Source organism: Pelosinus propionicus DSM 13327, from assembly GCF_900114615.1.
Classification (GTDB): domain Bacteria; phylum Bacillota; class Negativicutes; order DSM-13327; family DSM-13327; genus Pelosinus; species Pelosinus propionicus.
On sequence record NZ_FOTS01000003.1, the window covers coordinates 1 to 24,043 of the forward strand.

At 35.5% G+C, this 24,043-nt stretch carries 24 protein-coding genes and 1 tRNA gene; 22 read left to right on the forward strand and 3 right to left on the reverse strand.

Going from position 1 to position 24,043, the window contains the following annotated elements; genetic code table 11:
• Positions 1-362: 362 nt before the first annotated feature.
• The 21 genes from BMZ99_RS01855 (at position 363) to BMZ99_RS01955 (ending at position 21,530) form a co-directional block, all read left to right on the forward strand.
• Positions 363-1,331, forward strand: a complete 969-nt coding sequence (locus BMZ99_RS01855) for a hypothetical protein (protein WP_090932388.1) — start codon at positions 363-365, stop codon at positions 1,329-1,331.
• 18 nt (positions 1,332-1,349) lie between these two features.
• On the forward strand, positions 1,350-2,072 hold the full coding sequence (locus BMZ99_RS01860) for a pseudouridine synthase (protein ID WP_090932390.1): 723 nt from the start codon (positions 1,350-1,352) through the stop codon (positions 2,070-2,072).
• 69 nt (positions 2,073-2,141) lie between these two features.
• The gene (locus BMZ99_RS01865) at positions 2,142-3,386 is read left to right on the forward strand and encodes a BaiN/RdsA family NAD(P)/FAD-dependent oxidoreductase (RefSeq protein ID WP_090932393.1); all 1,245 of its coding nucleotides are present in this window, start codon (positions 2,142-2,144) and stop codon (positions 3,384-3,386) included.
• Between the two features lie 114 nt (positions 3,387-3,500).
• Positions 3,501-4,034 carry a DUF5359 family protein gene (locus BMZ99_RS01870; protein ID WP_090932394.1) on the forward strand — a complete coding sequence of 178 codons (534 nt, stop codon included), beginning with the start codon at positions 3,501-3,503 and terminating at the stop codon, positions 4,032-4,034.
• 102 nt (positions 4,035-4,136) lie between these two features.
• The gene (gene aroA, locus BMZ99_RS01875) at positions 4,137-5,438 is read left to right on the forward strand and encodes a 3-phosphoshikimate 1-carboxyvinyltransferase (RefSeq protein WP_090932396.1); all 1,302 of its coding nucleotides are present in this window, start codon (positions 4,137-4,139) and stop codon (positions 5,436-5,438) included.
• Positions 5,439-5,464: 26 nt separating this feature from the next.
• Positions 5,465-6,139: a (d)CMP kinase gene (cmk, locus tag BMZ99_RS01880; RefSeq protein WP_090932398.1), complete on the forward strand. Its 675-nt coding sequence runs from the start codon at positions 5,465-5,467 to the stop codon at positions 6,137-6,139.
• Between the two features lies 1 nt (position 6,140).
• On the forward strand, positions 6,141-6,731 hold the full coding sequence (locus tag BMZ99_RS01885) for a lysophospholipid acyltransferase family protein (protein ID WP_245754778.1): 591 nt from the start codon (positions 6,141-6,143) through the stop codon (positions 6,729-6,731).
• A gap of 142 nt (positions 6,732-6,873) precedes the next feature.
• On the forward strand, positions 6,874-8,841 hold the full coding sequence (locus BMZ99_RS01890) for a bifunctional 4-hydroxy-3-methylbut-2-enyl diphosphate reductase/30S ribosomal protein S1 (protein ID WP_090932402.1): 1,968 nt from the start codon (positions 6,874-6,876) through the stop codon (positions 8,839-8,841).
• Between the two features lie 12 nt (positions 8,842-8,853).
• Positions 8,854-9,918, forward strand: a complete 1,065-nt coding sequence (gene fni / locus BMZ99_RS01895; RefSeq protein WP_090932404.1) for a type 2 isopentenyl-diphosphate Delta-isomerase — start codon at positions 8,854-8,856, stop codon at positions 9,916-9,918.
• 75 nt (positions 9,919-9,993) lie between these two features.
• Positions 9,994-10,749 (forward strand): DUF1614 domain-containing protein, encoded by a 756-nt coding sequence (locus BMZ99_RS01900; RefSeq protein WP_090932406.1) that lies wholly within the window; start codon positions 9,994-9,996, stop codon positions 10,747-10,749.
• Positions 10,697-11,899 carry a stage II sporulation protein P gene (gene spoIIP / locus BMZ99_RS01905; RefSeq protein ID WP_245754766.1) on the forward strand — a complete coding sequence of 401 codons (1,203 nt, stop codon included), beginning with the start codon at positions 10,697-10,699 and terminating at the stop codon, positions 11,897-11,899. Before BMZ99_RS01900 ends, spoIIP begins: the two co-directional genes overlap by 53 nt.
• Before the next feature lie 214 nt (positions 11,900-12,113).
• On the forward strand, positions 12,114-13,421 hold the full coding sequence (locus tag BMZ99_RS01910; RefSeq protein WP_090932410.1) for a DUF512 domain-containing protein: 1,308 nt from the start codon (positions 12,114-12,116) through the stop codon (positions 13,419-13,421).
• 4 nt (positions 13,422-13,425) lie between these two features.
• Positions 13,426-13,962 carry a cob(I)yrinic acid a,c-diamide adenosyltransferase gene (locus tag BMZ99_RS01915; RefSeq protein WP_090932412.1) on the forward strand — a complete coding sequence of 179 codons (537 nt, stop codon included), beginning with the start codon at positions 13,426-13,428 and terminating at the stop codon, positions 13,960-13,962.
• Positions 13,963-13,999: 37 nt separating this feature from the next.
• Positions 14,000-15,322, forward strand: a complete 1,323-nt coding sequence (gene der / locus BMZ99_RS01920) for a ribosome biogenesis GTPase Der (protein WP_090932414.1) — start codon at positions 14,000-14,002, stop codon at positions 15,320-15,322.
• Positions 15,323-15,348: 26 nt separating this feature from the next.
• Positions 15,349-15,963, forward strand: coding sequence for a glycerol-3-phosphate 1-O-acyltransferase PlsY (gene plsY / locus BMZ99_RS01925; RefSeq protein WP_090932415.1), 615 nt, complete (start codon positions 15,349-15,351; stop codon positions 15,961-15,963).
• Between the two features lie 223 nt (positions 15,964-16,186).
• Complete coding sequence (gene spoIVA / locus BMZ99_RS01930) at positions 16,187-17,665, forward strand: stage IV sporulation protein A (RefSeq protein ID WP_090932417.1); 1,479 nt, start codon at positions 16,187-16,189, stop codon at positions 17,663-17,665.
• 168 nt (positions 17,666-17,833) lie between these two features.
• Positions 17,834-18,280, forward strand: a complete 447-nt coding sequence (locus BMZ99_RS01935) for an ACT domain-containing protein (RefSeq protein WP_007934159.1) — start codon at positions 17,834-17,836, stop codon at positions 18,278-18,280.
• 17 nt (positions 18,281-18,297) lie between these two features.
• A complete protein-coding gene (locus BMZ99_RS01940; RefSeq protein ID WP_090932418.1) occupies positions 18,298-19,593 on the forward strand; it encodes a homoserine dehydrogenase in 1,296 nt (431 codons plus the stop codon).
• A gap of 31 nt (positions 19,594-19,624) precedes the next feature.
• Positions 19,625-20,533, forward strand: a complete 909-nt coding sequence (thrB, locus tag BMZ99_RS01945) for a homoserine kinase (RefSeq protein ID WP_090932420.1) — start codon at positions 19,625-19,627, stop codon at positions 20,531-20,533.
• A 46-nt stretch (positions 20,534-20,579) separates the two neighbouring features.
• A tRNA-Pro gene (locus BMZ99_RS01950) sits at positions 20,580-20,656 on the forward strand.
• A gap of 688 nt (positions 20,657-21,344) precedes the next feature.
• Positions 21,345-21,530, forward strand: a complete 186-nt coding sequence (locus tag BMZ99_RS01955) for a hypothetical protein (protein ID WP_139214732.1) — start codon at positions 21,345-21,347, stop codon at positions 21,528-21,530.
• A gap of 161 nt (positions 21,531-21,691) precedes the next feature.
• Here the strand turns inward: BMZ99_RS01955 and BMZ99_RS27290 are convergent, their stop codons facing one another.
• The 3 genes from BMZ99_RS27290 to BMZ99_RS26165 form a co-directional block, all read right to left on the reverse strand.
• Positions 21,692-21,814: a hypothetical protein gene (locus BMZ99_RS27290; protein WP_281246730.1), complete on the reverse strand. Its 123-nt coding sequence runs from the start codon at positions 21,812-21,814 to the stop codon at positions 21,692-21,694.
• A gap of 45 nt (positions 21,815-21,859) precedes the next feature.
• Complete coding sequence (locus BMZ99_RS01960; RefSeq protein ID WP_245754767.1) at positions 21,860-22,435, reverse strand: hypothetical protein; 576 nt, start codon at positions 22,433-22,435, stop codon at positions 21,860-21,862.
• Positions 22,436-23,348: 913 nt separating this feature from the next.
• Positions 23,349-23,516: a hypothetical protein gene (locus BMZ99_RS26165; RefSeq protein ID WP_175490452.1), complete on the reverse strand. Its 168-nt coding sequence runs from the start codon at positions 23,514-23,516 to the stop codon at positions 23,349-23,351.
• Between the two features lie 223 nt (positions 23,517-23,739).
• Here BMZ99_RS26165 and BMZ99_RS01965 point away from each other — a divergent pair, with 223 nt between their 5' ends.
• Positions 23,740-23,937, forward strand: a complete 198-nt coding sequence (locus tag BMZ99_RS01965) for a hypothetical protein (RefSeq protein WP_090932424.1) — start codon at positions 23,740-23,742, stop codon at positions 23,935-23,937.
• The last annotated feature ends 106 nt before the right edge of the window (positions 23,938-24,043 follow it).

The window sequence follows — 24,043 nt, forward strand, 5'->3', positions numbered from 1 at the left end:
CATAGAAATCTCACCACCTTTCTGGCTGAGAATAAGAAAGATAGAAAAGGAATACCCTGATCTTATTCACTGACCGCAGCCTCGCATAATAAGCATTCATCTGTGAAAGTCATTTTGCTGGATACCTTTCGCCCAGAGACGCAACATCTGTGTTAGCGGTATTTGATGAATAAGGCAGGCGTCAAGCTTTATAAGCAATAACCAAAAGGTTTCGCAAGGAGGATAAGACGTTACCTTTGCTAAATTCTCTTACAAATATTTTAGCATCAAGGGGTTCCTTTACGTGTTGAAAAAATAAAATAAGTTTTGTAAACAACGGCGGATTGTTGCTTACAAAACTTATTATACGAGGAGGTATAAATATGGACAGAAATATCTCCCAGTGTATTGATATTAATTCAAAATATTGTCCTTGTTTATTGGCTGAAACAAATCAATGTACTTTTTGCAGTCATTTAAAAGGAGAATCGACCTGTAATTGTAAATGGGCCGGTGTATGTATATTATATGAAAAACATTGGCAGTATAAAAAAATACAGCAATGTGAAGAAAGTACAGTAGCAAGGATAGAGGAAGAAGTCACCTTTACCATAAAAGAACAGATTAGCAATAATACATATATGCTAGAAATGCAAGTGAGTAATACATTTGCAGAATCTTTAATGAAAATCGGCTCTTTTGCATTCTTGAAAAGGCCCAATGATCCCGCCTTTTTTTTCTTTCCTGTTAATATTATGAATGTGCATGGAAACCTGCTAGAAGTAGTCATTGAGACAATTGGACCGAAATCAATTAGGATTATTGCAGAAAATAATAATAAACTAGTATTGCGTGGACCTTACTGGAATGGAGTTTTAGGTCAACCCTGGATTGACAATCTTACTTATGGTAAGATAATATTAGTAGCTGGTGGTATTGGGCAAGCTCCTGCGATGCCTCTTGCAGTTAATTTGAGAAAAAATAATAATCAAGTTACAGCAGTTTTAGCTCCAGGAAAAGTAGGAAAGATTTTTATAGAAGAACAACTAACTGAATTAGGTGTAACAGTATATAACGTACCTTCCTTACGTAAAACTGGGATCCCTATGTTGAAAGAAGGGTTATATCAAAAACCTGATTTAGTTGTAAGCGCTGGTCCTGATAATCAGCATTATGCAATTATAAGAGCTATGCAATCAGCAGGTGTTAATATACCCATGGTAGCTACAAATAATGCAACAATGTGCTGTGGTGAAGGTATTTGTGGTAGCTGCTTGAAAAAGGTGCAGGGAAATACCGAAATTAGATTGTGTAAGCAACAAATTGATTTTTCGAAATTTGTTGAGGATTAATTATTAAAGGAGTTTAAGATGTTAGAACGTTTGCAGAAAATTATCAGCCAAGCTGGAATTGCTTCCAGAAGAGAATCGGAGAAATTTATACAACAAGGTCGAGTGTCAGTAAATGGCAAAGTAGTTACCGAGTTAGGTACAAAAGTCATTCCTGGTAAAGATCGTGTTGCTGTGGATGGTAAACTTATTGCAGGAGAAAAACTAGTATATATTTTACTATATAAGCCAAAAGGAATATTAACCACATTAAAAGATCCTCAAGACCGTAAAACAGTAGCATCATTGGTTACTGATATCTCACAGCGTATTTACCCTGTAGGTAGACTGGATTATAATACGGAGGGCTTGCTGCTGCTAACTAATGATGGTGCACTAACCAATGCCTTAATTCATCCTAGCAAAAAAATTGATAAAACTTATATTGCTAAAGTTGCTGGTAGACCTTCACAAGATAAAATTGATTTACTAAGAGTTGGTATTCGATTAGAAGATGGTATGACAGCTCCTGCGATAATTGATGAAATGGAATTTGATCGAGAAAGAAACCTAACCAGTTTAAAGATTACCATTCATGAGGGAAAGAATCGTCAAATTCGCCGTATGTTTGAAGCTATCGGCTCTGATGTAAAACAACTGAAACGGGTTAAATTTGCTTTTTTAACACTAGAAGGGCTACGTCGCGGCGGCTATCGTCATTTATTGCCTCAAGAAGTAGAAGCGTTACAGAACCTTAATAAGTGAGTGTGCTAGCCCTTATTGTGCAGATAATAAGGGTTTTTTGTTTAACTAAAAAATTAAAAAGGTGATAAAATGAAGAATATTATTGTAGTTGGTGGTGGCGCTGCTGGTATGATGGCTGCAGTTAGTGCTAGTCAAAATGGCGGTAAAGTCATTGTTTTGGAAAAGATGGCTTCTTTAGGTAGAAAATTATCGATCACTGGTAAAGGTCGATGCAATATTACTAATATTGCTGAAAAAGAGATCATTATTAAAAACATTCCAGGAAATGGAGCTTTTATTTATAGTGCTTTGCATAAGTTTGACAACCAGGATATTATAAATTTTTTACAGCATTATGGTGTTATGACTAAAATAGAAAGAGGCGGGCGGGTTTTTCCAGCAACTGATCAAGCTAAAGATGTAGTCGGAGCCTTTTTAAGAGCTTTTAAAGACCTAAATATTGAAGTAATAACAGGGCAACAGGTAAAAAGAATTCTTACTCATAATGGCAGGGTGACAGGAGTACTTGTTAATAATAATGTAAAATATGATGCTGAATCTGTAATTGTGGCCACAGGTGGCTCTTCTTACCCGGGAACCGGTTCTTCTGGCGACGGGTATCGTATGAGTGAGGTAGTTGGACATACTATTATCCCATTAAAACCTTCATTAGTACCATTAGAGGTTGGAGAGGACTGGATAGGTGAATTGCAAGGGCTTTCTTTAAAAAATGTCTCAGCTAGCGTCATTTTTGCAGGAAAAAAAGTAGCTGATGATTTTGGCGAAATGTTATTTACTCATTATGGCTTATCAGGACCCATTATTTTGTCATTGAGTAAAAAAGTAGCTGAATTATTGAATCATCATCCTAATGAAGAGATCTTGGTGGAAATAAACTTAAAACCTGCCTTGTCAGTAGAAATACTTGATAAACGCATCCAACGAGATTTCGAAAAATTTGCTCGTAAGCAATTAAAAAATTCTCTTGGAGAGTTATTACCATCCAAATTAATCAATGTTGTGATCGATTTGGCTCATCTTGATCCTGATAAATTTGTACATCAAATAACTAAAAGTGAGCGTGCACGTTTGCAAGAACAAATTACTAAATTAACTTTTACTATAACCGCAACACGACCAGTTAGCGAGGCAATTGTGACAGCAGGCGGAGTTCATGTAAAAGAGATCAATCCTAAGACAATGGAATCAAAAATTGTAACTGGATTATTTTTTGCTGGTGAAGTAATCGATATTGATGGATATACTGGTGGTTTTAATTTACAAGCTGCCTTTTCCACAGGTTATGTAGCAGGTTACAATGCAGCCGAGATATAATTGCGTAATAGTCTAAATCCACAAGAGGAAACCTGTAGAAACTTAGCGAGGTATGTATGGTATAAAATAGCGCATAATATAGGCTAAATGACAAAAAAGCAGGTGGCATCCTTCGTGGATAAATCAAAAGACAATTGGATGGTACGTAGCGAATCTATTTTATTACGAATTATAGCCATTTGTATGATGACATTAATCTTCTCCCAACTGTTGTTGCTTAGAGACGAAACACGCTCTTACTTATCAAAAGTTGACAAAATGGAAGGTGAACAACTGAATACCGCTATGCCCTTATATGCAGATACGCCTTTACAAATTAAAGAAGAAACTACTGCCATCAAAAATTATCAAAGTATGTTGCGAAAAAGTAAAGTAATTCTTCTCCATATGGTAAAACCATCTGCAAATGCAAAAGTTTACGTTGTTGTAAATGGAAAAAGAGCTAGTGATTTTATTAATGGAAATAGTAAAATTAGCGTCTACGATGGTGATTATCTTGAGATTGATGCTAGTGAATTAGAACAGCCAATCCAATTTATTATTAAAGTTCCAGAAAAAGATTTACTTTCTCCCGTAGATGGTTTAATAGTAGAAGGAAGTAAGGGCATTTTGACTGTTGGCAAAATAAAATTTAAGGATGAATACTAAAAGGATAATAGCCTTTTTCGGTGAATTATAATTAAATACGTTTTCATTACTACTTGAAAACTCTATTTAATTAGTTTTACCTAAAGTATGGAGGAGAATTTTATGTTGGAAAATATTACGATAAGTCCTAAAGGTGGTTTATCCGGCAGTATAAACATCCCAGGAGATAAATCCATTTCTCATCGAAGTGTTATGTTTGCATCTCTTGCATCTACACCTGTAATTATAAAAAATTTTTTATATGCAGAAGATTGTTTATCAACCGTTAGCTGTATGCAAAAATTAGGTGCCAAAATTGAAAAAGATGAAGAGAATAACTTACATGTACTAGGTCAAGGACTATACGGTTTGAAAGAGCCTGAGGATATTCTTGATGCTGGAAATTCTGGGACTACATTACGCTTATTATCAGGTATATTAATTGGACAACCTTTCTTTAGTGTATTGACTGGTGATGCGTCTTTACGCAGCCGGCCTATGGCTAGGATTGTAACTCCTCTGACGATGATGGGGGGGGAAATCAAAGGACGCCAAGATACAAGATACGTCCCCATTTCAATTGAAAAAAGTAAAAAGGAGAAAATTAATGGTATAGAATATACTATGCCAATGGCTAGTGCACAGGTAAAATCGGCGATCTTGCTAGCAACCTTATTTGCAAGTGGCCCTAGTACCATTACTGAACCCTATGTATCTCGAGATCACACTGAGCTGATGTTGGAAACCTTTGGTGTAAAGGTCGCAAGAGAGGGAACGAGTGTAAGTATTAGTCCTTCATCCCAATTACATGCACCAGGTGAAATAAACGTACCTGGAGATATAAGCTCAGCAGCCTTTTGGTTAGTAGGGGCAACCATCATTCCTGAGAGTCATTTGACTCTTATAAATGTCGGAATAAACCCGACACGTACAGGAATCCTAGATGTTCTTAAAGAAATGGGCGCAAATATTTCAATTGAAAATCAACGCTTTAGTGGTGCAGAACTTGTAGCTGATCTTGTTGTAAAATCTGCGAAGCTAAAAGGTACCACAATTGATGGTGCGATTATTCCAAGATTAATTGATGAAATACCAATCCTGTCTGTTGCAGCATTATTTGCAGACGGAAAAACGATTATTCGTGGTGCAGAGGAATTAAGAGTTAAAGAAACAGATCGATTAAAGGCAGTCGCTAGCGAATTAGGAAAAATGGGAGCTATTATAACGGAAACAAGTGATGGTCTAATTATCGATGGTCCTCAAAAGATGAATTTTGCTAATTGTGACTCTTATCATGATCACCGAATAGCAATGGCACTCGCTATAGCAGGTGCTGCATCTTTGGGAGTAAATATTCATAAGCATAATTGTGCTAATATTTCTTATCCTAATTTTTTTGCAACTTTAGATAGTATTAGAAAATAATATTCAGATTTTGTATGGGGGCAGTTATGAAAAAGTTAATTATTGCTATAGATGGTCCTGCTGGAGCAGGAAAGAGTACTGTAGCCCAAATTCTAGCTCACCGTCTTCATTATAATTATATTGATACCGGAGCTATGTATCGCGGAATTGCCTGGAAAACAATAAAAAGTGACGTTTTAAATGATCCTTTGGCCATCGGAAACATCGCTCAGGATATTAATATTCAATTAAATTATGTTGATGGTAAAACTACAGTATTCGTTGACGGATGTGATGTCAGTGCTGAAATTCGTACACCTGAAGTTTCTCGTGTCGTTTCAGAAATTGCTCAAATTAAATCGGTGCGCGATGCTATGCTCAAATTACAACGCAAGATGACAGGCTGTGGCGGAGTTGTTATGGATGGTCGTGATATTGGTACTCATGTATTGCCTAATGCAGATGTAAAGATATTTCTAACAGCATCAATTAAAGAGCGGGCAGAACGTCGCTGGCGAGAGTTAACGGAAAAGGGATTTAAAGTAAATCTAGAAGAACTTGAACAAGAAATTATGGCTCGCGATAAAAACGATTCTGAACGTGAATTTGCTCCTTTAATACAAGCGTCAGATGCTGTGTTAATTGATACTACCACTCTTTCCATACAAGAAGCAGTGGCGGCAATCACAAAACTTTGTGAGGAGAGAAAAGGCCTTGTATAGTGTGATTAGAGTTTTTTTGCATTATTTTTTTAAAATCTTTTTTCGTTGCAGAATCATCGGAATTGAAAATATTCCAGTGACAGGAGGGGCTATTATAGCCTCTAATCATGTGAGTCTCTTTGATCCACCCGTTGTAGGAACTGCTTTTACAAGATCCATTCATTTTATGGCTAAAGAAGAGTTATTTGCAGTACCGTTTATTGGATGGTTTTTAAAGAAGTTAAACGCCTTTCCAGTACGACGGGCTACAGCTGATCGTACTGCTATTAGGCATGCTATTAATTTGTTAGAAAATGGTGAATTACTTGGTCTTTTCCCAGAAGGAACACGTAGTCTAACTGGTAAATTGGGTAAACCTGAAACTGGCCTTGCAATGATCGCCTTGAAAGCTGGTGTGCCAATTATCCCCACTGCGGTTATTGGTACAAATAAAGTATGGAAAGAGGGACAGCTATTTCCTCGCTTCATTGTTAAATTTGGCAATCCAATTATTGTAAATCAGGAAAAAGCTGATAAAGAAACGATGGAAAACCTCAGTACTAAAATCATGCAAGAAATTTCTTTGTTATTAGAGGAGAAGGTAAACTTTTAAGATAGTTTACCTTCTCTTTATCCGATGATCAATCACCTTGACTTTAAATATATCCTTTTATTTTCACATCAAAATAAAAGGAATAATTATTATTTATAGGGAATATCACTATAAGTAATTTACAATCTATAGGAGGTAACGTATGAAGATAATTGCGGCTGAACACCAAGGTTTTTGTTATGGTGTTAAACGCGCAGTGGCAATGGCTCAAGAATGTATAGGTATGGAAGGCAATATACATACTTTAGGACCCATTATTCATAATCCACAAGTAGTTAAGCGCTTTTCAGATAAGGGTATTGAAGTAATAAACGACATATCTTCTGTTGATGATGAAAGTACCGTGATTATACGTTCTCATGGAGTAGGTCCTGACATATATGCGAAAGCCCATACTAAAAAGTTAACGGTTGTTGATGCTACATGTCCCCATGTGAAAAAAGCACAACAAGCAGCTTATGAATTACTACAAGATGGTTTTGCTGTAGTAATTATTGGTGAGAAACACCATCCAGAAGTAAAGAGTATTTTGGAATGGTCAAACAACCAGGGTATCGTAGTCGAAACAGTCGAAGAAGCAATGCAGTTACCTCTTATACCGAAATTAGGTGTAGTGGTACAAACTACTTTTTCTGGAGAAATTTTTCAAACTATAGTTAGTGTATTGCAAACGAAATGCAACGAAATTCAAATTCGCCGCACAATCTGCACTGCAACTGATCTTCGGCAGCAAGCAGCATTAGATATCGCAGCAAAAGTAGATGTAATGTTGGTAATTGGTGGTAAAAATAGTGCAAATACTTCAAGGCTAGCCCAATTATGTCATGATGCTGGCAGCCGGGTATATCACATAGAAACAGCTGCGGCGTTGAGAGTTGAAGATTTTTCTGGGGTAGAAACTGTTGGAATTACAGCAGGTGCATCCACTCCAGATTGGTTAATAGAGGAGGTTTATCAAAAAATGCAAGAATTCAATCAATTGTTAAACAATGAAGTAATCAAACTTGAGCAAGGCAGTATTGTCAAGGGGAAAATCGTAGGTATTCGTAAAGATGAGATTTTTGTTGACATTGGCTATAAAGGAGAAGGAAGTATTTCCTTAACTGAATTAGCATATCCAGCACCAGAGAATGCTGCAGATATAGTAAGCGAGGGACAAATCATTGACGTGCTTATATTAGATTTAGAAAGCAATGATGGTATAAAATTATCTAAAGTAAAAGCTGATGCAATAGTAGCGTGGGATATATTAGAAGAGGCCGTAAATAATAAAAAGCAAGTTGAAGCTAAGGTTTTGGAAGTTGTAAATGGTGGTTTAAAGGTTTCTGTTCTGGGGATTCATGGCTTTGTTCCTGCGTCTCAAGTAGAATTACGCTTTGTAGAAGATTTATCACCTTTTAAAGGTCAAACATTAACTTTTCAACCGATTGAAGTTGATCGTATAAAAAAACGAGTAATTTTGTCTCGTAAGGTTATATTGCAAGAACAGCGCCGCATCCTTGAAGAAGAAACCTTTTCAAAGTTAGCCGTGGGACAAATTGTATCAGGAACGGTACGACGTATTGTTGATTTTGGTGCCTTTATTGATATCGGTGGTATTGATGGGTTAGTACATATCTCAGATTTGTCATGGCACCGTGTAAAAAGCCCTCAAGAAATTGTAGCTCTAGGAGATGAGGTAAAGGTACTCATTTTAAAAATTGATAATGAGGCAAAAAAAATCTCCCTTAGCTTAAAAGAAGTTGGGCGTGATCCATGGCTGGACTTAATCGAACAATATTCAGTAGGTGCAATTGTAAAAGGAAAAGTTACTAAGATTACTAAATTTGGAGCATTTGTAGAATTAGTTCCAGGAATAGAAGGTCTGGTTCATATGTCAGAACTATCCGATGAGAGAGTCAATAAGGTCGAGGATGTCGTAGCAATTGGCCAGGAAGTAACTGTAAAAATACTGGAGATTAGTAAAGAAAATAAACGTATTTCTCTTAGTATTAACAAAGCTCAGCAGGATGCTGAACGGGTAGAATATCAATCGTATTTGGATAAGCAAGAAGGAACCGGATCAACAATTGGTGATAAACTCGGACACCTATTTAAGAAATTTGAGTAGGGAGATGACAGGGTGCGCCAATCACGTAAATTAGATCATTTAAAATATTCATTAGCATTACATGATGGACCTAATGCTAGCGGATTTGCCGACCTTTCTTTAATACATAATTGCCTTCCTAATTTATCATGGAATGATATTGATGTTTCATCTTCGCTGGCTGGTATATCCCTTGCCCATCCTCTTATAATTAATGCAATCACTGGTGGAGCGAATGATGTTACAGAAATTAATGAGCGGATCGCTGATTTCGCCAGCTTAACTAATACAGCAATGGCAATTGGTTCTCAGTATGCAGCTTTAGAGCATTCTGAAGTGCAGCATTCTTACAAAATTGTTCGTAAAAAAAATCCCAACGGAATAATTTTCGCAAACTTAGGTGCTTATGTCACTCCACAGCAAGCACAGATGGCAATAGATATGATTGATGCTCAAGGTATTCAGATCCATTTAAATGTTGCTCAAGAAATGATGATGGCTGAAGGAGATCGAGATTTCACCGGATATTTAACGAATATAACCAATATTGTAAATAAGGTAAAGGTTCCTGTAATCGTTAAAGAAGTTGGTTGCGGTATTGCCAAAGAACAGGCAAAATTATTATCAGAAACAGGCATTAAGGCGATTGACGTTGGTGGTACTGGTGGAACAAACTTCCTAGCAATTGAAGCTGCTCGTCGTAAATTAGATGTCAATCAAGAAACTTTATCTTGGGGAATTCCTACGGTTATAAGTGCTATTGAAACGATGTCTGTATTGCCTAAACCAATGGATATGATGGTTTCTGGAGGAATACGTACTTCTTTAGATGTAGTTAAATCTCTTGCTTTAGGCGGTGTTGCTACAGGTATGGCAACACCAATAGTAAGAATGTTATGCGAGAAAAATGTAGATTCTGCTGTTAATTGGTTTCAAGAGTTTTTGCATGAGATTCATCGTTATATGCTACTGCTAGGTACTGCTAATGTAAACGAGCTAGGATGCATTCCTCTGATTATTTCTGGTTATAGCAAAGATTGGCTGGTAACTAGGGGAATTGATATAAGTAAATATGCTGTTAATCGAAAGCATGGCTGATGCCATGCTTTTTTTGTATGTTTTATCTCTTAAAGGGGCAAGATAAACTATAAAATACAGTAGAGGTGAATAAATATGAATATGCCAATAGGAATGATTATGCTATTGGTTGTTGGTGTTTTGGTCTATTTTGGTGTAGCCCATAGAATCCTAGACAGAATGCGCTTAACCGATAAACAAGCTTTACTTTTTATCGGTGCCGTAATTGTAGGTAGCTTTATTGATATTCCACTAATGAGCACTCCCGTTGAAGTAAGTATTAACGTTGGAGGAGCCCTATTACCGGCTTTATTAGCTATTTGGCTTATTTTTAAAGCCGATGAAACTGCAGAAAGAGTACGAGCTATATTGGCAGCTATTTTAGTAGCTGTAGCTGTATCTTTAGGATCTCGCTATTTACCTTATGAGCCAGAAAATATGTTTTTAGATCCTAAAATTATATATGGCATATCAGCAGGTCTCATTGCCTATTTAGCTGGTCGTTCTAGACGAAGTGCGTTTGTAGGTGGAGTGTTGGGGATTGTCTTAAGCGATATTGTGCATATGGTTACGATTATAGGGATAGGCATACCTGGTACAACAGATATTGGCGGTGCAGGTGCTTTTGACGTAGTTATGATTGCAGGAGTTATAGCTGTTATGGTTGCAGAATTAGTTGGAGAAACGAGAGAAAAAATGCAAGGTGGTCCTATGCTTGGCAGATATCGGCCAGAAGGATTATACGAATTTAGCAAGGAGCTTTCCCATAATAATCGTAAAAGCAAACTTCGTAAACAAAATGAAAAACTTGAAGGTAAGGACGAAAAAGATAGAGGTGAAGATCATGAATAAGCTGTGGGGGGCAGTTATAACATTACTTTTAGTATTCAGCGTAACTATACAGGGGTACACTCATGAACGATCAGATGGGGGATACTATACCTTAGTCGATGAAAATAACAATATTGTTTATATAACAGGTTGGGGCGTCGATGTGGGTGATCAATTTCTTACTGAAAATAATAAACGTTATGAAGTAATTAGTGTTTCAGGAGATATTGTACAAAGTAAGTTTTTAGGTGATGTAAATCTAAGTCAATACGCTAAACCAAATAATACTTTTTTTAGTATACTACAACCATCTATAGCGTGGGCAGAGGCAAGTGGTAAAGTTGCTGTTTATCATACTCACTCTGATGAATCCTATATCCCTACTGACGGCAAAGATAGTATCTTAGGAGCTGGTGGCATTTATAAAGTAGGAGATGCATTTACGAGCGCTCTACAAGGTAAAGGAATGGAAGTTTTTCATTCTCAAGCTAAGCATGATCCTCATGATAATATGGCTTATGAGCGTTCACGGCGTACAGTTACAGAACTCTTAAAAAAACAGCCAGATGCGATCTTTGATATTCACCGCGATGCAGCTCCGCCAGAAGTCTATAAAGCTAATATTGATGGAAAAGATATTACTAAACTGCAACTAGTCGTTGGGAAATATGGACCTACCGGAAAGCAAATTGAAGATTATGCCTTACAAATAAAAGCAAATTCAGATACACAGCATCCAGGTTTAATTAAAGGCATTTTCTTCGCTAAAGGTGGAGATTATAATCAAGATTTACATCCTCGTTCCATGTTATTGGAAGTCGGTTCAGAAACCAATGATCGTGAATCGGCAGAAAGAGGTGTTGCTCTATTTGCAGATGTAATACCGAGTATCCTAGGAAAAACATCCGCATCTCCCACTAATGCAGAAGGAGCAGCTGGAGTAGGAACAGAACAAACAGGTCCTTCAGGCGCAAGTAAATCAATCGGTTGGATTGTTGGTTTTCTAGTTGTTGGTGTTGTTGCTTTCTTGTTTTTGAGTACTGGTAGCATGAAAGAAGCCAAAGGAAAGCTGAAGCAGTTTGCCTCAACAGAATTTGCTAATTTTTTAGGGCCTAAGTTAAAAGATAAAAAGCATAATAATAAGCCGAATCATGATAAAGAAAAAGAATAGATCAGGAAAGAAATACTTTTTTTATAATATAAATAGTATTTCTTTGCAATTTATAGTATGATATAGAATGGAATAGAGATAATATAAAAAAGTATAATCTCTATTGAAAAGATCTAAATAATGATTTATTTAGAGTGATGCCCTTCCATCACTCTTTCTTTTATTTGCAGGAAATAAAGAAAAAAAAGGGAATATAGCATGAGAGGTGACATTGATGGCATATAGTGGTATTATTTCAAAGGTTATGCCAGAAAGTATTGCACAAGAAATAGGCTTGGAACAGGGAGATCGTCTCCTTGCAGTTGATGGAGAAAATATTCGAGATCTTATTGATTTGAGCTTTGCTTTGGCTGATGAGTGTATAGAACTTTTGATTGAAAAGAAAAATGGAGAACAAGAAGTTTTTGAAATAGAAAAAGATTATGATGAAGATTTAGGTATTGAATTTGAAAGCGCGGTCTTTGATGGTGTTCGTCGCTGCGCCAATAAATGTATTTTTTGTTTTGTAGATCAAATGGCACCTAATCTGAGAGAAAGTTTATACGTAAAAGATGATGATTATCGTTTATCATTTTTATATGGCAATTTTGTTACACTAACCAATCTTGGTCCCCGTGACATTAAAAGAATTAGCCAGCTTCATTTATCACCTTTATATATATCAGTCCATACTACAAATGGCATGCTACGTGAGAAAATGCTGAATAATAAGTTTGCAGGTAAAATTATGAATCAATTACATACGTTAATTGAAAATGGCGTTGAAATGCACACGCAGATCGTATTATGCCCCAATATCAATGATGATGATGAGCTGGAAAGAACAATTCGTGAGTTATATGAATTACACCCTAATGTATTATCAATGGCAATCGTCCCAGTTGGATTGAGTCGCTTTCGAGATAATTGTTATGAATTAGATACTTTTACACCAGAAAAAGCCCTTGCAGTTGTTGAAAAAATAAATAGCTGGCAAGAAAAATGTAGAAAAGAGAATGGAGTATCCTTTGTATATTTATCAGATGAATTTTATCTTGCAGCGAATCAGCCTATTCCAGATTATGACATGTATGATGGCTTTCCTCAACTTGAAAATGGAATTGGTCTTGTGCGAAATTTTCTATTTGAATGGCAAGAAGAACCTATAATAGTGAAAGGTTATTCTGAACCTCATTATCTAGATGTGGTATGCGGTATATCTGCGCAAAAAATTTTAGGACCATTATTAAAAGATATTGCTATCCCTAATTTAACAATTCGTGTTTTGTCTGTTGAAAACATGTTCTTTGGTACTGATATAACTGTAAGTGGATTGCTGACAGGGCAAGATATAATTAGAACTTTGAGAGAAAATGATGGAATGCGGACAGGTGTCATCATACCTGGAGCGGCTTTAAAAAAAGGTGAGACTATATTTTTAGATAATATGACCTGTGAGCAATTAGAAGACCAAATTGCTGTTCCTGTACGTGCAGCTTATGGTGCCAAAGATTTAAGGGAATTATTACAAGCCTGGAGGTAATTTCATGACTAGTTTAGGACTAATACAAGTATATACTGGTGATGGGAAAGGGAAAACTACTGCTAGCTTAGGTTTAGCATTCAGAGCCTGTGGACATGGTTTTCAAGTTTGTATGATTCAATTCATGAAAGATAATACAGAATATGGTGAATTTAAGTCTAGTAGTAATTTACCTGGTTTTACGTTATTTCAAGTTGGTCGAAATGATTTTGTAAATTTGGAAAACCCAGAAGCGATTGATAAGAAATTAGCCCAAGATGGATGGAATAAAGCAAAGCATATGATTGTTTCTGGTAAATATGACATCGTCATTCTTGATGAAATTAATGTAGCTATGGCATGTAAAATAGTAGATGTACATTCTGTAGTAAGTTTTTTAACTGAAGATCGTATGACATTAACAAAAATTCCAGAAATTATATTAACAGGCAGGTATGCACCACATGAAATTATTAACATTGCTCATTTAGTAACGGAAATGAAGGAAATTCGCCATAACTTTTCGACTGGAATGGAATCACGCCAAGGTATTGAATTTTAAGTTATAAAAAATATATGAATACGTATAGGAGATAAAAATGAGTAAACCAATTTTAGCTATTGTTGGACGCCCTAATGTGGGTAAATCTACGTTATTTAATTATATTGGACAGAAAAAAGTATCGATTGTCGAAAACATTCCAGGCGTTACTCGAGATCGGATTTATCTTGATGCAGAGTGGCTTGATCGTGAATTTACGATGATTGATACCGGTGGCATTGAAATAGAATCTAGCGACAAAATATTAACTGCAATGAGGTATCAAGCGAAATTGGCGATTGACGAGGCAGATGCGATTTTATTTATCGTAGATGGAAAGGTTGGCCTAACTTCAGCCGATGAGGAAGTTGCTATTATTTTGCGTAATACTCGTAAACCAGTGATTGTAGCTGTAAATAAAGTTGATAACATGCAAAAAGCAAATGAAATATATGAGTTTTATAATTTGGGACTTGGTGATCCAATTGCTATTTCCGCAGCAAATGCTTTAAATATTGGTGATCTACTGGATGAGGTTGTTAAACGTTTACCTAATGAAGAAATTGTAGATGAGGATAATGAAACAATTAAGGTAGCAGTTATTGGTCGTCCTAATGTTGGAAAGTCTTCTTTAGTCAATCGATTAGTTGGTGAAGAAAGAGTTATAGTAAGTGATGTGGCAGGTACCACTCGCGATGCAATTGACACTCACTTTACAAAAGACGATACATCTTTTGTTTTAATTGATACTGCTGGAATGCGACGTAAGGCTAAAGTTGAGCTTCCTGTTGAAAGATATAGCGTTATGAGAGCGTTGCGAGCAGTGGACCGTTCTGATGTAGTATTAATTGTAATAGATGCTGTAGATGGTGTTACAGAGCAGGATAAAAAAATTGCAGGCTATGCCCATGAAGCAGGTAAGGCTTCTGTTATTATTGTGAATAAATGGGATCTAATTGAGAAAGACGGCAAAACATCTCTAAGATATACGGAGGATATTCGCACAGAATTAGCCTTTATGCAATATTCACCAATACTGTTCATTTCAGCTCTTACGAATCAAAGAGTTTCTCGTGTTACTGAATTGATAAAATTTGTAGCTGAGCAGCATACTATGCGCATTGCTACCAGTGTTTTAAATCAAGTAATTGAAGATGCGGTATCTATTAATCCTCCGCCATCACAATTTGGCAGACGCTTAAAAATTTATTTTACTACTCAGCCTAATGTAAAACCTCCAACATTTGTTCTTTTTGTTAATGAACCCGAAATTATGCATTTTTCTTATTTGCGCTTCTTAGAAAATCGGCTTCGTGAGAGCTTTGGCTTTGAAGGTACACCACTAAAACTTGTAGTGCGTGGACGTAAAGAGGAAGAATAAAATGATGGGGAGAAGATAATGATATAATGAATTATTTACTTATCGCTATTCTTGGTTATTTGATTGGTTCGATTCCAAATGGGTTGCTTATCGGGAAAAACATATATAATGTGGATTTACGACAATTCGGAAGTAAAAATATTGGAGCTACAAATGCATTTCGAACGTTAGGTCTGTGGCCCGCTTTTTGGGTATTTCTTACCGATGCAGCCAAAGGGGTTATTGCTGTATATATAAGTATTTTTTTTATAGGCACGCCAATTGCATTATTAACAGGTGGCATCGCCGCTATTATTGGTCATAATTGGTCAGTGTTTTTGAAATTTACAGGTGGACGTGGCGTGGCTACTGGTTTAGGTGTCATACTTGTATTAGTTCCTCAAATTACTGCAATCGTATTTTTAATATGGGCAATTATAGTATATGTTACTCGTTATGTATCATTGGCATCCATTGTATCTGCTGTATTAGTACCAATTTTCATGTGGTTTTGGGGTGAAAAAATTGAATTCTTATATTTTGGTATTCTTGCCGCCTTGTTCGTTGTGGGTAGGCATAAGCCAAATATTGAAAGGCTATTGAAAGGTACTGAATTAAAAATAAAAGTGGGCAATATGAGTGTTAATTCTAAAGAAAAATAAAGTAAGAAAAAAGACTGCGTTTAAGCGCAGTCTTTTTTCTTACTTTGTAATAATATTGCTGGCATGTCATATATTTATAATGATTAATTGACTACTATTTAGTTAATTTTAAAATACTATTTTATTCGATTCTTATTTTTTTCTTTAAGGGAGGGATGGTTACAAGTGTAGAATATACGCTAGTATTTTCCATAAAGCATAGCTGTAGGGAGGGAAACGGTAAATGGAAAAATTCGATTTATTTCGGGATATTGCCGAACGCACTGGTGGTGATATTTACATTGGTGTTGTAGGCCCAGTCAGGACAGGAAAATCAACGTTTATTAAACGTTTCATGGAAACGATGGTTTTACCTAACATGATTGATCCATATGAGAAAGAAAGAGCTAAGGATGAACTGCCACAAAGTGCAGCTGGCAAAACAATTATGACAACTGAGCCCAAATTTATCCCAAATGAAGCTGTTGAAATTAATGTTAAAGATAATATAAATGTTAGAGTAAGAATGGTTGATTGCGTGGGCTACACTGTCGATGGTGCATTAGGGTATGAAGAGCAAGATGGACCGCGTATGGTTCTTACGCCTTGGTTTGATCATGAAATTCCATTTCAAGACGCTGCAGAAGTTGGTACGAAAAAAGTAATTGATGAACATTCTACAATTGGTTTAGTGATCACTACTGACGGCAGTGTAACAGACTTACCGAGAGAAAAATATGTACCTGCTGAAGAACGAGTTATTAATGAATTAAAAGCATTAGAAAAACCATTTTTAGTTATATTAAATACATGTCGCCCAACTTCAAAAGAAACTCGTGAATTAGTCGCAAAACTGGAAAATGAATATGATGTTCCTGTTGTACCTGTTGATTGTATTCAACTTAATCAGGATGATATCTATGCTATTTTACAAGAAGTTTTATATGAATTTCCAGTAAAAGAAGTAAATATTTCTTTGCCAAAATGGATTGAAGAATTGGAAACTGATCATTGGCTTAGAGAAAAATTTGATGGTGCAGTTCGCGAAGTAGTCCAATATGTAAGAAGACTTAGAGACATTGATCGAGCCATAGATGATTTATCAGGATACGATTTTATTGCAGATGTAATTTTGCACGATATGGATCTTGGTAATGGAATTGCAGTGATTGAAATTACAGCCAGGATCGATTTATTCTACCAAGTATTGGAAGAACTTACAGGCTTTACGATTTCAGGTGAACACCATTTATTGCGTCTAATGCAAGATTTATCTGTTGCGAAACGTGAGTATGACAAAATTTCAAATGCATTAGAGCAAGTTAATTTAACAGGTTATGGCATTGTATCACCACAGCTAGATGAAATGGTTTTAGAAGAACCGGAAATTATAAAAACTGGAAATCGCTTTGGTGTAAGATTAAAAGCATCAGCACCATCATTACATATTATTAGAACCGATGTCCAAGCTGAAATATCGCCTATTATTGGCAGTGAAAAACAAAGTGAAGAACTCGTTCAATATCTAATGAGAGAATTTGAAGGAGAGCCAGAAAAAATATGGCGGACAAATTTATTTGGTAAATCACTAAACGCATTAGTACGAGAAGGTATTCAAAATAAACTTGCTGGTATGCCAGAGAATACACAGGTAAAATTGCGTGATACCTTACAAAAAGTTGTAAATGATGGAAGTGGCGGATTAATATGTATCATTTTTTAAATTAAACTTATAGACAAAAATCATAGCAAAAAAATAAAAAAATGGTCAATCTGTACAGATTGACCATTTTTTTTATTAATAATACTTGTTTTTTGTAGTGTAGTAGTGCTATACTGTCTACTGAGAATAGATTATTATCCACATGAGTAATACTAAGGGGGTATAGTAGTGATAGGACAAAAATCCGTATTTTTTCTAGTTCGTGAAGAAATATTACCTGAAGCGATAAAGAAGACAATTAAAGTAAAAGATATGCTAAAACGTGGTGAAGCACGTACAATTAATGAGGCTGTAGAAAAGATGGAGTTAAGTCGCAGCGCTTACTATAAATATAAAGATTATGTATTTCCTTTTTATGAAGCAAGTAAAGAAAAAATAGTAACTTTAGCACTTTTGCTTGAACATAAACAAGGCGTTTTATCAAGAGTCTTAAATACAATTGCTAATGAACGTGGTAGTGTGTTAACGATTAACCAAGGTATACCACTTCAAGGCGTAGCTAATGCTACCATTTCCATTGAGACAGCTGAATTAGTAATTGATTTAGAAGCTTTATTGGATAAAGTAAGGATGGTTGAAGGTGTTAAACGCTTAGAAGTGTTAGGTCAAGCTTAAAAAGGAGCGAAACATTGATGAGAAAGACGATTACTATCGGTTTACTTGGCATGGGAACTGTCGGAACTAGCGTTGTTAAAATACTTACCGAAAAAGCAAATGACATTTCACAAAAGATTGGTATGCCTGTAAATATAAAAAAAATACTGGTTCGTCAACTTGATAAAGCTAGAAATATAGATATAAAAGTAGAATTTACTACTTCTATTGATGATATTATTAATGATCCAGATATTGATATTATAGTAGAAGTCATGGGTGGCATGAATCCTACTAAAGATTATATTGTTCAAGCATTAGTTGCAGGTAAACATGTGGTAACTGCCAATAAGGATGTTGTAGCAAAACATGGTCAGGAAATATTTGAAGCTGCTGATAAAAGTAAAGTAGACTTTTTATTTGAAGCCAGCGTTGCTGGAGGAATTCCTATTATTCGCCCTTTAAAGCAATGCTTGGCAGCAAACAAAATTAGCGAAGTTATGGGAATCATTAATGGCACAACAAATTACATGCTCTCTAAAATGGCAAATGAAGGTCTGGATTTTAATAGTGTCTTAGCTGAAGCTCAGGCTAAAGGTTACGCTGAAGCAGATCCTACTGCTGACGTTGGAGGATTTGATGCTGCTCGCAAAATTGCAATATTAGCTTCGATAGCTTTCGGTAGCAGAGTATCTATCGATGATGTTTATGTTGAAGGCATTACTACTATTTCCACAGAAGATATTACTTATGCAAAAGAACTTGGATATGCAATTAAATTATTGGCAATTGCTAAAGATGATGACCGTGGTATTGATGTACGTGTTCATCCAGCCTTCATCCCTGCAAAACATCCGTTAGCTTCAGTTCACGATGTCTTTAATGCTATTTATATTAAAGGTGATGCGGTAGGAGAGACTATGTTTTATGGACGCGGTGCTGGCGGCATGCCTACAGCTAGTGCTGTAGTATCTGATATTATTGATGTAGCTCGTAATATCACCCATAATGCAAACAGCCGTATTCTTTGCACTTGTTTTTCACAAAAAAGCTTTTGCCCTGTACAAAATACAGAATCACCTTATTATATTCGATTACTAGTGGCAGATAAGCCTGGTGTATTGGCTGCAATTGCTGGTGCTTTTGGTGCACAGCAAGTTAGTTTACACTCTGTAATTCAAAAACGAAAAGTAAATAATTCTTCTGAGCTGGTATTAATTACTTACCAAGTATCTGATGCTAATCTACGATTGGCTATTAATACAATTTCCGGCATGTCAGTAGTAAATAAAGTAAGTAGCGTAATTCGAGTAGAAGCAGAGGACTTTGAATAATACTCCATGATAATGAGATAGGAGATACTATATGTCGATTACAGTTAAAGTTCGTGTGCCAGGAACTACAGCAAATTGTGGCCCTGGTTTTGACGCAGTGGGCATAGCTTGTACTATTTATAGTGAGCTCGAATTATTCTTAAGTGACGAAGGAACTTTAAGAATTGAGATAGAAGGCGAAGGCAAAGGACGCATTCCAACTGACAGTAATAATATTATTTACCAGGCTGTGCAAGCAGTGTTAGATAGAGTAGGAAAACACTACCAAGGAATATACCTTAAGTTATATAATAAAATTCCTCTAGCCCGTGGTTTAGGCAGTAGCGCTGCTGCCATTGTAGGTGGACTCATAGCAGCAAATCATGCAACAGGGAATACATTAACTCAAGAAGAAATCTTCTCTATGGCTACTATAATAGAAGGACATCCAGATAATGTAGCACCTGCAATTTTTGGAGGAATTACTATAAGTGTAATGCAAGATACTCAACCTGTCCATTTACGGTTTATGCCTGAAAAAATGCTGAATATGGTAGTGGCGATCCCTGAGTTTAATCTATCTACACATACGGCACGTCAAGTATTACCAGACACAATAACAATGAAGGATGCTGTCTTTAATATTAGCAGGGTGGCACTATTAATCGGAGCATTATGTAAAGGAGAATTTCATCATCTGCAATATGCACTTGAAGATAAAGTTCATCAACCCTATAGACAGGAGCTCGTTCCTGGCATGCAACAGGTATTTGATGCCGCAGTAGCTAAAGGTGCGTATGGAGCAGCTTTAAGTGGTGCTGGCCCTTGTTTAATTGCCTTTACAGATTCTAATTGCGATAGAATCGGCAAGGCTATGGTTCAGGCTTTTTCTAAGTGCGATGTAAAAGCTGAATACATTTCACTTAGTATTGATATTGAAGGCGCTAAAGTTATCGAATAATTTATTGACACATTACCTAAAAAAAGGTATAATGGATTTTGTCAGTCGGGGCGTGGCTCAGTTTGGTAGAGCGCTACCTTGGGGTGGTAGAGGCCGTGAGTTCGAATCTCGCCGCTCCGACCAGCAAAACACAATAAATTCGAGGATTCACAGAAATGCGAATCCTTTATTTATGTAATTTTATCCCCTGAGTTGTCTCCTAATACAATTTTGAGTGGATAAAATTTAATAATGTGCATGCGAAAAGGATAGACCTTAATTGGCCTATCCTCTTTTTTATTTCTGATTTTAAGCTGTTTATATGAGTCAAGTGCTGCTCGGCTGATTGTAATTCATGAATGTAAATCATCATAGTAAATGATTTATCGCTATGATCGAGCATCTTGTTCTGGCGTATTTGCAGGACTAAGAGGTGATCAAAATTGGCAGTTAGCAGGTTGGATTATCAATATTTTTCCTACATATAACGTCTGTATTTAAGTCCGTCATGCAATAAAAAAGAGTTTATTTTTGGTTAAAGGGGTGAAGCCTAGGTAAAGTACAAAAATTCACATGACGATTGAAATGAGTTTTAAGTAAATAAGCAAAAGAAAAAGCTTGAAAGCTTTTTCTCAAAATAGATCCTTAATTAAGAGCCATAAGGCTCTTTTTATTATACTCTACTGAGACTTTTTTATCAAAGCAACATATTATGTAATTAATGTGATAAGGAAGGTTCATAAAAAATGACCGTTGATTCTGAACGCAATTTCTGTCATCATCATAAAAAGTGTTCAAAGTGTCGTCGTAGATGCCAAGCTGCCATTCGAATGTGATTCAGAATATCGTGAATTTCCTAGCTGTCATCACTGTTTTGATAATTGTTGCGAATGCTGGCACTGTGGTTGTAAATGCGCCAAAGAAGGTATTTACAGATCGAAAGAACAATTCTAAAAATAGAAGCATAGTAGCTGAAAAGAAGGATTTATATATTTTACAAACCAATCTGAAAAGTTAAGATTGCTTAAAAAAATTTTTAAAAAAAGAAAAGCTGCTTTAACAAACAGCCATTAAAGTAAAGAATTCACTGAAACCGTGTAAGAGACTCATATTGTATAGTGTAATTATCTTTTCACTATGTGATTAATTGACTTATACAGGTAACGCGAATAACAGATATTAAATATTTTTTTTAGTGTTTCCACGAACAAAAGATAACTTAGAATTGAAATAAGCAATTACAGTACCAATGGCTACTATACTCGCTGCAAATAAAACTACGCAACATAAATGATCTTGCATGCATATACCTCCTCACGATGTATTATTTAATTTACTACAATATACTTAAAGGCAGAATTTCCTAATAATACCATTGGAGAAATCATCCGCCATCATTAAAGCTTCTTTTTCAATGTTGTCAAAAATTGCAATATCTTTTTTGAACTCATTATTCAGCCTAGCGACAGCTTCAGCCTTCGTTAACGCTAAATGATCATACCACATTTCTCTCATATGTTTTTTAGTCCAATAAGGATTTATGCAATTAAGAAAATGAACAATTTCATCTGCATTTACATACCATCTTCTTTCTGCGTCTGCTGCTGCTGTGCTGTTACCAGCCTTTGCTGCATTTACAAGTTCGGCTGCAATAACTAGATGATCTGTCAATAGTTGCTCAAATTTAAAAGCAACTCTATTTCCATAGAAATGATTAAATACTCGCGCAAAGTCTGGTGCATTACGTAAAAGTCGATTGGTGGTAGGCTCTAAGTCCGGTAAGCTAGCAGCAATACTTATAATAGTCATTCTGGTCCAATAAACATGTTGTTCCCAAAGGAGGCGAAAACAGTCTCTTAAAAGGATTCCATCTTCACTAAACATACATCCACATTTATCTCCACAACCACAAGATCCAGACATTATGGTTCCTCCTAATAATTAATTCTTTTGTTACATAATATGCAGATTATTTAGATTGTGACATAAATCCGCTTAAATAACGGACTTATAAAATATCTTCTGTAAAAGATCCCTCTAATGGAAATCCTAAACTAATAAGACTTGTTAAAGGGACACGTAGGTTAATTCATGCAAACTTTATCATAGGATGATATACAAAGCTTAATCCGCTACATGTGATAAAGTAGTGAATACTAATAAACTGTAAATAGCAGGTGGAACAAAGGCAACAATTGAATTGCGTTATTTTAAAAAAGCATATCAAGTTTATTTTTATCTTGTAAAATAGTTTCCATGATCAACTGATTATGTTTTGTCGAAGCTGAATATTTCAGAGCATCCTAATGAACTTTTATATAAAAAATAAACCACGTCTTGTTAAAAACGTGGTTTGCAAAAAGAAACGGTTTGGCTGATTAAACAAACATTAACAACCAGAAGAGCAATCGTTATTATCGAAGCAGAAAAATAACAAGATAATAATTATGATAATAATGCAGCCGGAACCACCGAAACCATTACGACCGCCTCCAAAACCAAAACCCATAAGTATTCCCCCTTATCGTCGATTAATATATTATATGATAGCTAAGCAAAAGAGGTGAGTGTCACTACGTATAATATAACAAACTCCAAACCGCTTACAATTTATTATGAAGTAAGAGAAATACCCAAAAGAAGTTAGTATACAATAAGAACTAATCAATTATATTTACGATTGGGATTTTTGTAATGATTGTAACCTTTATTTTGTATATGATGCTGCTGAAAGATACTCTTAACACCCTTAAAGATATGTAGCTTGCAATAGTTCATTTTATAGTCTTGCTAATTGGAAAAAGGCAAGTAATTCACATATTGCAAGGCTATATAGCTAATGCTTAGATGTCTTGCCTTCTTTATCAAGAGATGGTAATAAAATATCGATTGTTTTCAAATTTTTCAAGGCTTGCTGTTGCTTATCCCATTCATTCGTGCGATCTGGATAATTTTTTTTACTCCACTTGACATTCCAGTCAAAAGTACGATTAAAACGCCTCACAATAACTCCTCATTTAAAATTATTTTATGGATATTTTGAGTATAGCTTCCTGAAGCTAAAAAAGTCTATTGGTAATATATAGATTAATTTATACAATCTACTTATTCTTGTGATATTTTATATAAATTGTAGAAGTTAATTCGTTCTAGCAGCAATAATATGCAGGGAATTATACCCTTATCCCGAAATAAAACTCTAAGAAATTAGTAAAGGAGCTGTTTTAGTGAAAACCGAAATTACTCAATTTTGGTGTGGTAATGATTTGAACGAGCATATAATAATGTTAAATGGTGAATTTATTTTAACTGATTCAGAAATCAAAAAAGTTGTTAATCTTGGTAATACTATAAAAGATGCAAAGCGAAAAATTGAAGAACTTGGCAAGAACAGTAATTTTTTAGACTTTTGCAGACAAGATTAATTATAGTATAAGTCTTTCTTCTAGATAAAAAATAGTCTTGATTATGCTATATGATGGCGTCCTTTTTTACAAGATGTCACACATTTATTGGGAACTATATAATATT